Genomic DNA, 12,738 nt, shown 5'->3' with positions numbered 1-12,738 from the left:
GCTAGTTTTGTTCAAGTTTTTTTAAAAATGCTTTGATTTCGTCAAGTTCTTCTTTGCTTGCTCGCTCATTTCCCAAAGCTTGCATGACAAGTCTTGCGGTTGATCCATTGTACACTGAGTCAATCATTTTGTCCAACATCTTTTCTTGAATTTCCTCTTTCACCAATTTCGCTACATAAAGGTGTGTTTTTGAACTGGTGTCGCGAGTCACCATCCCTTTATCATGCATGATCTGCATCAACTTCAAGATTGTAGTATAACCTACATCCTTTTTATCCAAGGTTTCAAATACTTCCCTTACACTGCTTTGTCCTTTATCCCAAAGAACTTGCAAGATTTCCATTTCGCTTTCTGTCGGTTTCATACGATGATTGTTAGTATCTACGAATGTTTTCGTACTCAAATCTACGAAGTCTTTCGTATAATCCAAATGTTTTAATAAATTTTAACTAAAAAATTTTCTAAATGTCTGTTAAACAACTTGAAAACACGTTTTTATTTATCGATTTTTTTTGTGTTATAATTATTTTTAGGATTTATTCTTTGAAATCTTAGCCATAGCTCCTTAAATTTATTACTAATCCAAACCAATAGGAGCGAGGATGGTTGTATAGGTATTGTTGTTTGAGAACTAGTAAATGAGTTTAGCACTACTATATATAATAAGAACAGAAATCAATTATGGCATATGACGAGAAGTTAGCTGACTTGGTCAGAGAATACCTGGTAGAACATTGCGACAAAGAAATTATGGAGAAACCCTTGTTTTCAGGCTTGGCATTTCTTGTTGATGATAAAATGTGTATTAATATATCGGGGGATCAATTGATGTGTCGATTTGATCCTGCCAAGACAGCAACTTATAAAAAGCACAAAGGATTCCAACCGATGATTATGCGAGGTAAGGAATTAGATGGTTATTGCCTTGTCGATCCAGATGGATACCGAAATAAAAAGGATTTCGAATTCTGGATGGACCTTTGTTTAGCCTATAACCCTTTTGCCAAATCTTCCAAAAAGAAAAAAACCAAGACTTCTTATGAATAGGCCCTGAAAAAATCTCATAAAATAGTCTCAAAAAAGAGGGGTTGGAAAGTCCTCAAAATCAGTCTCAAATAGAAAGGTCTGGAAAGTTCTCAAAAACAGTATCAAAAAAAGATTTTGAAAAAGATCTGGTAAAAAGTTTTGAAAAAAATCTTCCTAAAACTTCCCATATTCCCCAATATCTAATTATTCTCGGTAACGTACTAACCTATTAATAGAGGAGGCTTTTTCTTCCATATATAATATGTGTATATATAGTAGCTGTATTTCTTACTGGTCAATTTATAATAAGAGAATATATCAATTCATTTCCTGATAACTTTTTAAAATGATTCATTTAAATAAATTTCTAGGAGTTTCTATTTAATCTGGTATCTCATATTTAAGGATACTATCAAATGCTGTTTTCAAATACTTCTTTTAAGTATACCTTACAAATAAACCCTTCTATCATTTATGTAGATTATTCTTTTAAATCAAGCTATCAACTTTTTCTTTCAATAAGACCTTGGATCATTTCTTTCGATCTTGTTTTCAAATCACGTTTTTTAATCAGTCCTCATAGATATCTCTTTCAAATAATAATAACAGTTTCATAACAACTTCAGATTTCCTAGTTATTTATTCTGAATTCGGGATTAATGTAGATTTTGAATACTGTAATAAGGTAGGTTTTATATACAAGTAATAATGTAGCCTTTGAATGTTGTATTAATGTAGCTTTTGAATATTCTAATAATATATAGGTTTTAAAAACTGTATTTATATAGTTTTTGAATACAGTGATCAAGGGAGCTTTTATATCCTGTAGTAAGTCGATTTCGAATTCATTAATACTACAGTTTTGAACACACTAATAGTTTCTAATTCAGCGATAATTCTGTCCATCTTATGCACAAATCAGGACCTCTACCGCACCTTGGTCGGACCTTCTTCGGATCTTTTCCTGACCTTGGCCGAATTTTTACGGCCGAGGTCCGGCGGATCTGCGGGGGATCTGCGCTAGTGATGCGGCGGAATATCGAGTTTTGTATGGCCTCCTTTCGAAGTATTTCCGATAATGATAGTGTATTTAACCATCCTTCGAAAAGGAACGAGCTATGATCCCCTCCAAAAAACACCCATCCATGATCCCAGACTTTCCCTATCGCCCGACCTCCCTTTTCTACCGTTCATGCCCCCGGAACCATCCCAGGGCAATGAAAATGCAACCTTCCTGAAAATTTATCGTGCAATGTGCTAGCGAGTTACGCTTTGCTGCCAAAAATTGTTGCTGGGATGTCTTGGAAGTATGGATGTTTTGTCCCTATCTTTGCACCACTCCGCAAGGGAGGGACGGCCGAAAGGCCACTGACAACAGGGAATGGAACACGGCGAAAAAGGGGTCACATCCAATGCAGCCGGATCTTTTGAAAAAGCGCCTCAAAATTATTTTAAAATAAATTTTGCGGAATCAAAAAAGGTTTCTACCTTTGCAGTCCCAACCAAGGGAATCAGCAATGAGCGCGATGCTCGGAGCGAGAAAAAAATGACACATCAACCCTACGAGAGTAGGGACGATATACAAGCCGAAGCGAGATGCCCAGGCGATATAAGTTCTTTAAATGATCATGTAGCGCAGCGACTCGTACGAGAGTACGATAGCTGAACAAAGATTTTAAGAAATCAATTCAGATATCCCGGAGCGGGAGGAAAACATTAAAACAAGACAATTCTATTTATTATAAATAGTCTTGATCTTACACTTCATTTTACAATGGAGAGTTTGATCCTGGCTCAGGATGAACGCTAGCGGCAGGCCTAATACATGCAAGTCGGACGGGATCCAGCTGGTAGCTTGCTACCGGTTGGTGAGAGTGGCGCACGGGTGCGTAACGCGTGAGCAACCTACCCATATCAGGGGGATAGCCCGAAGAAATTCGGATTAACACCGCATGACACAGATTTACCGCATGGTTTATTTGTCAAATATTCATAGGATATGGATGGGCTCGCGTGACATTAGCTAGTTGGTGGGGTAACGGCCCACCAAGGCGACGATGTCTAGGGGCTCTGAGAGGAGAATCCCCCACACTGGTACTGAGACACGGACCAGACTCCTACGGGAGGCAGCAGTAAGGAATATTGGTCAATGGGGGCAACCCTGAACCAGCCATGCCGCGTGCAGGATGACTGCCCTATGGGTTGTAAACTGCTTTTGTTAGGGAATAAACCCCACTACGTGTAGTGGGCTGAATGTACCTAAAGAATAAGGATCGGCTAACTCCGTGCCAGCAGCCGCGGTAATACGGAGGATCCGAGCGTTATCCGGATTTATTGGGTTTAAAGGGTGCGTAGGCGGCACTTTAAGTCAGGGGTGAAAGACGGCAGCTCAACTGTCGCAGTGCCCTTGATACTGAAGTGCTTGAATGCGGTTGAAGACGGCGGAATGAGACAAGTAGCGGTGAAATGCATAGATATGTCTCAGAACACCGATTGCGAAGGCAGCTGTCTAAGCCGTTATTGACGCTGATGCACGAAAGCGTGGGGATCGAACAGGATTAGATACCCTGGTAGTCCACGCCCTAAACGATGATGACTCGATGTTTGCGATATACCGTAAGCGTCCAAGCGAAAGCGTTAAGTCATCCACCTGGGGAGTACGCCCGCAAGGGTGAAACTCAAAGGAATTGACGGGGGCCCGCACAAGCGGAGGAGCATGTGGTTTAATTCGATGATACGCGAGGAACCTTACCCGGGCTTGAAAGTTACTGAAGGATGCAGAGACGCATCCGTCCTTCGGGACAGGAAACTAGGTGCTGCATGGCTGTCGTCAGCTCGTGCCGTGAGGTGTTGGGTTAAGTCCCGCAACGAGCGCAACCCCTATGTTTAGTTGCCAGCACGTCAAGGTGGGGACTCTAAACAGACTGCCTGCGCAAGCAGAGAGGAAGGCGGGGACGACGTCAAGTCATCATGGCCCTTACGTCCGGGGCTACACACGTGCTACAATGGATGGTACAGCGGGCAGCTACACAGCAATGTGATGCCAATCTCGAAAAGCCATTCACAGTTCGGATCGGGGTCTGCAACTCGACCCCGTGAAGTTGGATTCGCTAGTAATCGCGTATCAGCAATGACGCGGTGAATACGTTCCCGGGCCTTGTACACACCGCCCGTCAAGCCATGAAAGCTGGGGGTACCTAAAGCATGTAACCGCAAGGAGCGTGTTAGGGTAAAACCGGTAATTGGGGCTAAGTCGTAACAAGGTAGCCGTACCGGAAGGTGCGGCTGGAATACCTCCTTTCTAGAGCCCGCTCTGGGATCGCTGCGCGACATACATGATCGTATGGAAAAAAAAGACATTCAGAAGAAAGTGCCCACCCTGTGGGGTAGTATCTAGTATCTAGTATTTAGTATTTAGATAGTGATGCTCCTGACAACCGGTGACACCGAGAGATGAGAGAGATAAGCTAGTCCCGTAGCTCAGTTGGTTAGAGCACTACACTGATAATGTAGGGGTCAGCAGTTCAAATCTGCTCGGGACTACCATCACACGGGGAATTAGCTCAGCTGGCTAGAGCACCTGCCTTGCACGCAGGGGGTCAACGGTTCGAATCCGTTATTCTCCACAGGTCCGAGTCCTTATAGAAGGTTTTAGCTTAGAGCAATGGTTCTAAATACTAACTACTAACTACTAAGTACTTAGATAAAGAGTTCTTTGACATATTGGAAGAAAAGAGATTAACAAGAGAAGACAACAGAGGCATGTCGTCCAGCGATGGATGGCGGCCAATAAGCAACCTATCACTTGGCAAAAGGGGTGATAGCGTGAAGAAAGTAAACAAGGGCACACGGGGGATGCCTAGGCTCTCAGAGGCGATGAAGGACGTGATAAGCTGCGATAAGCCACGGGGATCGGCAAATGCGAATTGATCCGTGGATTTCCGAATGGGGCAACCCGGCATGTTGAAGACATGCCATCAAATGAAGCGAACGCGCTGAACTGAAACATCTAAGTAGGCGTAGGAGGAGAAAATAACAATGATTTCCCAAGTAGTGGCGAGCGAACGGGAAAGAGCCCAAACCAGTATTGTTACGGCAATACTGGGGTTGTAGGACCACGCCATTGGACTGTGCTATGAACTGGAAGCAGGTGGGAAACTGCGCGATAAGGGTGAGAGCCCCGTACAGGTAAAGAATGCAGCCATAGTGGTATCCTGAGTACCGCGGGACCGGAGAAATCCTGTGGGAATCCGCCAGCACCATCTGGCAAGGCTAAATACTCCTGAGAGACCGATAGTGAACCAGTACCGTGAGGGAAAGGTGAAAAGAACCCCGAACAGGGGAGTGAAAAGAACCTGAAACCGTGTGCTTACAAGCGGTCGGAGCGGAGTGATTCCGTGACGGCGTGCCTTTTGCATAATGAGCCTACGAGTTACTCTTGTCCGGCAAGGTTAATGGCTTAAGGCCAGGAGCCGAAGCGAAAGCGAGTCTGAACAGGGCGTATAGTCGGACGAGGTAGACGCGAAACCTTGTGATCTACCCTTGGGCAGGTTGAAGGTGCGGTAACACGTACTGGAGGACCGAACCGATAAACGTTGAAAAGTTTCCGGATGACCTGAGGGTAGGGGTGAAAGGCCAATCAAACTGGGAAATAGCTCGTACTCCCCGAAATGTTTTTAGGAACAGCGTCGGCATATGAGTCTAGCAGAGGTAGAGCTACCGATTGGGTGCGGGGGAGTCAAATCCTACCAAATCCAGACGAACTCCGAATGCTGCTAGATATGGCCGGCAGTGAGGCTTTGGGTGCTAAGGTCCAAGGCCGAGAGGGAAAGAACCCAGACCATCAGCTAAGGTCCCCAAATTCGTTCTAAGTTGAACTAACGAGGTCCGGTTGCCCAGACAGCTAGGATGTTGGCTTGGAAGCAGCCATTCATTTAAAGAGTGCGTAACAGCTCACTAGTCGAGCGGCCGGGCGTGGATAATAAACGGGCATCAAGAACGATACCGAAGCTATGGATTGCAATTTATTGCACTGGTAGGGGAGCATTCCATCGGGGGTGAATCCGCGGGGTGACTCGTGGTGGACCTGATGGAAAAGCAAATGTAGGCATAAGTAACGATAAGGCGGGTGAGAAACCCGCCCACCGAAAGACTAAGGTTTCCTGATCAACGCTAATCGGATCAGGGTTAGTCGGGACCTAAGGCGCATCCGAAGGGAGGCAGCCGATGGCCAACGGGTTAATAATCCCGTACTATTGATAACTGCGATGTGGTGACGGAGTAGTGACACTGCCGCGAACTGACGGAATAGTTCGTTGAAGGGCAAAGGTATTGGACCGGTAGGCAAATCCGCTGGTACAGCTGAAGCCCGATAGTACAGCAAACCCTCGGGGGCGCTGATAGCGCAGGTAAGCAGACTTCCAAGAAAACCCGCTAAGCTCCAGGTTATCAATACCCGTACCGTAAACCGACACAGGTAGTCGAGGAGAGGATCCTAAGGTGCTCGAGTGAATCATGGCTAAGGAACTCGGCAAAATGGCCCTGTAACTTCGGGAGAAGGGGCGCTTCCTCCACCTTCGGGTGGAGAAGCCGCAGTGAAAAGGCCCAGGCGACTGTTTAGCAAAAACATATGGCTTTGCGAAATCGAAAGATGAGGTATAAGGCCTGACACCTGCCCGGTGCTGGAAGGTTAAGAGGGGATGTCATCCGCAAGGAGAAGCATTGAATCGAAGCCCCAGTAAACGGCGGCCGTAACTATAACGGTCCTAAGGTAGCGAAATTCCTTGTCGGGTAAGTTCCGACCTGCACGAATGGTGTAACGATCTGGGCGCTGTCTCAGCCATGAGCTCGGTGAAATTGTGGTATCGGTGAAGACGCCGGTTACCCGCAACGGGACGGAAAGACCCCATGAACCTTCACTATAGCTTAACATTGAAATTGGGTACAGGATGTGTAGGATAGGCGGGAGTAGTCGAAGCGGTTTCGCCAGGAATCGTGGATACGACCTTGAAATACCGCCCTTTCTGTATTCGGTTTCTAATCCCGCGATGCGGGAGACATTGTTTGGTGGGTAGTTTGACTGGGGTGGTCGCCTCCAAAAAGGTAACGGAGGCTTTCAAAGGTAAGCTCAGTACGCTTGGTAACCGTACGAGGAGTGCAATGGCATAAGCTTGCTTGACTGTGAGACCTACAAGTCGACCAGGGTCGAAAGACGGACATAGTGATCCGGTGGTTCTGTATGGAAGGGCCATCGCTCAAAGGATAAAAGGTACTCTGGGGATAACAGGCTGATCTCCCCCAAGAGCTCATATCGACGGGGAGGTTTGGCACCTCGATGTCGGCTCGTCACATCCTGGGGCTGGAGAAGGTCCCAAGGGTTGGGCTGTTCGCCCATTAAAGTGGCACGCGAGCTGGGTTCAGAACGTCGCGAGACAGTTCGGTCCCTATCTGTTGTGGGCGCTGGAAGTTTGAGTGGATCTGACCTTAGTACGAGAGGACCGGGTTGGACGGACCGCTGGTGAACCTGTTATGCCGCCAGGTGTACGGCAGGGTAGCTACGTCCGGGATAGATAAGCGCTGAAAGCATCTAAGTGCGAAACTAGCCACGAGATGAGACTTCCTCATAAGGGTCGTTGAAGATGACAACGTTGATAGGTCACAGGTGTAAAGGTTGAAAGACCAAAGCCGAGTGATACTAATAGCCCGAAGCTTTCCAATGCGGATAGTTCTGTTGTCCTCTCTCTTTTTAACATCCTTTCTTCCAATAACATGTCAATATGGAGTACGAAGTACGCCGTGTTTGGTGGCAGGCCCCGGGTCTAACTACTAAATACTAACTACTAACAACTACCAAAAAGATATTCAGGTGCCTATATCGGCGGTGTCCACCTCTTCCCATTCCGAACAGAGAAGTTAAGCCCGCCAGAGCCGATGGTATTGCCGTAACAGGTGGGAGAGTAGGTCGGTGCCTAATTTTATACGAAAGCCCGTTGTCAGATGACAACGGGCTTTTTGTGTTTTCTGGGCCTGGGTGAATGGAACGGATGGCCCGGTCGGTAGGGGCGTATCGCATACGCCCTTTTGTATTGTTATTGGGTCATGGTTTGACAAATATGTCGCCCCGCTGGGGCTTTACAACCTTGCTACCTCTCTTCTAATTTTAATAATATAGTCTAACACATGGTTAACATTGATTTAGTACCATTTATTTAATATTTGCATTTTTAGTAATTGTATAATTTCTATCCTTAAATTGTTGTTTAGAATAGTTTTTGATATTTTTATACATACTAAGGCTTTGGTCCTTAGTTTTTTTTAAACTTAAACCTGGGTAATAATTCCTGATGATATCAAGAATCTAAATCAAAAGCCATTATTTTCCCTTTATTTATTAATAGTAATTTTTAGAATGAAAAGAACATTTAATCTATTGGTACTCCTACCTCTTATGCTAGGTTTTACCAATAATTTTGACAAACCTGAACCCCCTATTTTAGCAACCAATTATTCGTATTTCAAATCAGTCTTTAATAGACAAGATAGTTTAAAATTAGTTCCAGGTGCCCCTGAGGATCTAATCATGACGGAATATACACGTCCTGATTTAACTCCTAGTCCTGCATGTTTGGCTGTAGCGCCAACCGGAGAACTGTTTGTGGGAGTAGATATGATAGGTTCCCTAGGTAAGGATATGGGAAAAGGATTTATCCGTCGCTTCGTTGACTCGGATAATGATGGGGCTATGGATAAACATACTGATTTCGCACGTGTGGATAACCCTCGTGGAATATTTGTGCTAGGTGATCAAGTCTTTGTTTTGCATACAACTTTCGACATAAATACTGGTATCGCTACTGGAATGGACCTTGTTGTTTTCGATGATAAAGACCAGGATGGTGTGGCTGATGCTGACCCGAAAGTGTTGATTAAAGGATTGAGTAATGCTAAATATATTCAGGAACGCGGTACTGACCATGCTACGAATGGAATTAGAATGGGAATCGATGGCTGGATCTACATTGCTGTAGGGGATTTCGGTTTTCATAACGCCACTGGCGCTGATGGTAATAAATTAACGAACCTAGGTGGTGGAGTTCTGAGAGTTCGACCTGATGGAACGGAAATGGAATTGTATACCCATGGCCTACGTAATATTTATGATGTGGCTATAGATCCATATATGAATATCTTCACCAGAGATAATACGAATGATGGTGGAGGATGGGATATCCGTTTTTCGCATCAAATTCAATCTGGGGAATATGGCTACCCATTATTATTTCAAAATTTTACAGAAGAAATCATTCCAGCTTTAGCCATGTTAGGGGGAGGATCTGGAACGGGTTCATTATATATGGATGAGGATACTTGGCCTGATAAATATAATAAAGTACCTATGATGGCAGATTGGGGACGCAATTTCATATATATGCATCATGTGACTCCTGATGGACCTAGTTTTAAACAAAAGGAAGAGGAGTTTATTAAACTTCCTCAGGTTACGGATGTTGATGTGGATGGATCGGGTAGACTTTATTTGTCGGCTTGGGATGGTGCTGGTTACTCAGGGAATCCTGATAAAGGTTATGTAGTTCGCGTAGTGCCTAAAGGCTGGACTTACAAAGCATTTCCTGAGGTTAAAAATGCATCTATTGATGACTTGAAGAACTTATTGAAATCTGGAAGCTCTACAACTAGGCTATATGCTTCTCAAGAATTAGTTGCAAGAGCTAATGAGGAAGCTTCAACCGCTGCATTGGGAATTGCTGAGGATAAAAGTTTAGCATTAAGTACACGAGTAGCCGGAATTTATACTTTTGCCCAAATCGCAAAAGATAAAGGTATTTCAGAATTAGTTCAGTTGGCTAAGGAGCCTGAGGTTCGGGAATTTGCTTTACGAGCATTAACAGATCGTTTGGGAAGTTTAGATCAGGTGCCTACTGATCCATTTATCGCAGGGTTAAAAGACCCTTCAGTTCGTGTTCAGGCAGTTTCAGCAGTTTCATTAGGTCGCTTAGGTCGTCCGGAAGTAGCGAATTCCTTATTACAGGTTGCTGTTCCGGCTTCATTTATTGCTCCTCCAAAAGGAAAAGAGGGGCCACATGATGTACCTAATTCAGCTATTATTTTTCCTCACTTAGCAGTAAAAGCATTGGTGAGATTGAACGCTGTTAATCCAAGCATCGGATTCCTGGGAACTGAAAATCCTGACCTAGCTTTATGGGCCTTACGTTATATGCATGATCCTAGAGCTGTTGAAGGGTTAATTGCTGCTTACGGAAAGACGAAAGATCAAAAATTGAAAGATAAAATTCTAGTAACGTTGGCTCGCTTGTATAAAAAAGAGGCTGATTATGATGCTTCTTGGTGGTGGGGTACACGTCCGGATTCGCATGGCCCTTATTACAAAGCCATTGATTGGGAATCCTCACCTGTGATTGAAAAATTCTTATTAGCTGAGAATGCAAAATCTGGAGCTTCTAAGAAAGCATATTATGCAGACCTGAATGAGAAATTCCGTATGGAAATTGCTGCATTTAATGCGCCAGAGCCTAAGGCTGTTGCAAGTAAGGAGCCTACAGAGAAAAAAGTTGACTTAGATAAAATCAAAAATCAAAAAGGACAGGTTGGTAAAACATCAATCGAAGATGTGATGATTGCTTTACGTAAGGTCAAAGGTGATCCTGCAAAGGGAAAAGCATTGTTTACCAAACAAGGTTGTCATGCTTGTCATAGCGTAAATAAAGGTGAGGCCATGAAAGGTCCATTTATGGGACAAATTGGAGGTATTATGAATAGAGAGCAAATTGCAGAATCTATCCTTAAACCAAATGCTTCCATTTCCCAAGGATTTTCAACGGTATTGGTAAGTACTAAAGATAAAAAGAATTATATGGGCTTCGTGACTCAAGAAACTGCAAGTAAGGTGGTTTTAAGAGATATTGCTGGTAATGTGACTACCATCAATAAAACGAATATTGCCAGTAGAAAAGAAATGCCAAATTCAATGATGCCAGCAGGATTGGCAAATTCATTGACCATTGAGGAGTTCGCTTCTCTAGTTTCCTTTCTCGAAAAACAAAAATAAAATCTTAACCGTATTTTTTAAAAGCCATGTTTTGAACATGGCTTTTTCTTTTTCCATCAATGCTACCAAAAAGTAGGGAAACTGAAGTCAAAACCTGTAAATAGGGTGCCCCTTTTTGTTAATTTCTTAATATTCTTATAAAAATCAGCTTTTTTAATTGTTTAACTTGAATTAATCTTCATTTTCTAGAGTGTTTAATATGTTTTAGGTCTAAATCCATCTGTTAATGTTGGATATTTTTGTTTTCTATGTAAATATTGGGAATAAAAATTTAAAATATTCATATAAATATCGAGTATCCTTGCTTAGTTGTTATATAATACTCCTTTATTTTGTAAAAAACACATAAATAATTGTATAAAATTAATTATTTTACAAATTAATTTGTAACATTGGATTATAATTTAGTAAAAAATATAATTTCCGATATTTTTTTACAAAGTTTTTGTTTTCAATCTTTATTTCTGTCTGTTATTTGGTTGTAAAAAATGTCTTTTTATTGATTTTTACTGGTTAGGTCACCTGAATTTTAAATATTAACCACTAAAAAACGTATCATGACAAGATTTTTTCTCTCATTTGTACTATTATTTCAATTTTTCACATGTATTTCTCAAGAAGTCGATACATTTCGAATCAGTGCTTATGCTGATGTGTATTGGAAATATGATTTTTCTGGTAAAGAGAATATCAAAACTTATTTTGCTAATGATCATAATTCCATTTCTTTGGGAATGATAGGGGTCGGTCTCTTAAAATCATTAGGAAAAGCTTCTTTTGTTGGGGAATTAGGTTTTGGTCCAAGAGGCCAATATTTAAGCATTCCTAACGGCGATGCCATTGAAAATGATTTGAACAATTCTTTTCATATTCAAAATTTATTCATCAAATATGCCTTCACTGATAAGTTTAGTATGACAGCTGGTTATATGGGGACTTTCGTAGGTTATGAAGTCATTTGCCCAGCCACAAACTTTCATTATTCCACTTCTTATCTTTTTGCGGCCGGTCCTTTTCAAAATGCTGGAATTAGAGCCAATTACGTCTTTTCAAAACATATTTCCGCCATGCTGGGACTATTTAATGATTGGAATGTCTATAGGGATTTAAATGGCGTATCCCATATCGGTGCGCAAATAGCGGTTACTCCAACAGAAGATTGGAATGCTACACTTAACTTCTTGACGGGTAGTTCGGATAGAGGTCCAAATAATTATAGTTCGGGTACTTTAATTGATTTGGTAAGCAGCTACCATATTTCAGATAAATTGAATCTTGTTGTGAATGCTGCGAATTATAACTTTAAAGAAGGTGGTGGCTATGCTGGAGTAGCTGTCTATCCAAAGTATGATCTTAGTGAAGCCATTGCAGTGGGGCTTCGGGCAGAATTGTTTCATACGAAGGATCATGCTGATTTTAAGGGTAGTACTATTAACTCATTTACTTTGTCAAGCCAGTTTAAACATAAAGGATTGATTTTGATTCCTGAGCTGAGGCTGGATCATGATGATCAGCCAACATTTTTGGAAAAGGATGGATTGAGTCCAAGTAATCAAGCTGCTCAGGCTTCTATAGCTTTGGTTTACTCTTTTTAAAACAAAAAATCCGTCGCTTATTTGAGCGAC

At 42.6% G+C, this 12,738-nt stretch carries 5 protein-coding genes, 2 tRNA genes and 3 rRNA genes; 9 read left to right on the top strand and 1 reads right to left on the bottom strand.

The annotated features are described in order from the left end of the window. Window position 1: 1 nt before the first annotated feature. The gene (locus ACF3OC_RS18745) at window positions 2-364 is read right to left on the bottom strand and encodes a BlaI/MecI/CopY family transcriptional regulator (RefSeq protein WP_094258759.1); all 363 of its coding nucleotides are present in this window, start codon (window positions 362-364) and stop codon (window positions 2-4) included. 317 nt (window positions 365-681) lie between these two features. Between ACF3OC_RS18745 and ACF3OC_RS18740 the strand changes: the two genes are divergently transcribed. The 9 genes from ACF3OC_RS18740 to ACF3OC_RS18700 all read left to right on the top strand — a co-directional run bounded on the left by ACF3OC_RS18740 (window position 682) and on the right by ACF3OC_RS18700 (window position 12,708). Next, on the top strand, window positions 682-1,047 hold the full coding sequence (locus ACF3OC_RS18740) for a TfoX/Sxy family protein (RefSeq protein ID WP_392470441.1): 366 nt from the start codon (window positions 682-684) through the stop codon (window positions 1,045-1,047). A gap of 1,360 nt (window positions 1,048-2,407) precedes the next feature. Next, window positions 2,408-2,692 (top strand): hypothetical protein, encoded by a 285-nt coding sequence (locus ACF3OC_RS18735; RefSeq protein WP_392470439.1) that lies wholly within the window; start codon window positions 2,408-2,410, stop codon window positions 2,690-2,692. Window positions 2,693-2,797: 105 nt separating this feature from the next. Beyond that, window positions 2,798-4,327 (top strand): 16S ribosomal RNA (locus ACF3OC_RS18730). A gap of 168 nt (window positions 4,328-4,495) precedes the next feature. Then, a tRNA-Ile gene (locus ACF3OC_RS18725) sits at window positions 4,496-4,572 on the top strand. Window positions 4,573-4,578: 6 nt separating this feature from the next. Next, window positions 4,579-4,652: transfer RNA gene (locus tag ACF3OC_RS18720), tRNA-Ala, on the top strand. Between the two features lie 202 nt (window positions 4,653-4,854). Then, window positions 4,855-7,743 (top strand): 23S ribosomal RNA (locus tag ACF3OC_RS18715). 144 nt (window positions 7,744-7,887) lie between these two features. Continuing rightward, a 5S ribosomal RNA gene (gene rrf / locus ACF3OC_RS18710) occupies window positions 7,888-7,999 on the top strand. Together the 16S, 23S and 5S rRNA genes with 2 tRNA genes alongside form the textbook arrangement of a ribosomal RNA operon. 435 nt (window positions 8,000-8,434) lie before the next feature. Next, a complete protein-coding gene (locus tag ACF3OC_RS18705) occupies window positions 8,435-11,113 on the top strand; it encodes a hypothetical protein (RefSeq protein ID WP_392470437.1) in 2,679 nt (892 codons plus the stop codon). Between the two features lie 557 nt (window positions 11,114-11,670). Then, the gene (locus tag ACF3OC_RS18700; RefSeq protein ID WP_392470435.1) at window positions 11,671-12,708 is read left to right on the top strand and encodes an outer membrane beta-barrel protein; all 1,038 of its coding nucleotides are present in this window, start codon (window positions 11,671-11,673) and stop codon (window positions 12,706-12,708) included. Window positions 12,709-12,738: the final 30 nt, after the last annotated feature.

It is taken from the genome of Sphingobacterium cellulitidis (genome assembly GCF_043187465.1).
Lineage (GTDB): Bacteria > Bacteroidota > Bacteroidia > Sphingobacteriales > Sphingobacteriaceae > Sphingobacterium > Sphingobacterium cellulitidis.
Note: the sequence above shows the minus strand (reverse complement) of the source record. Positions and strands in the feature narration are given on the sequence as shown.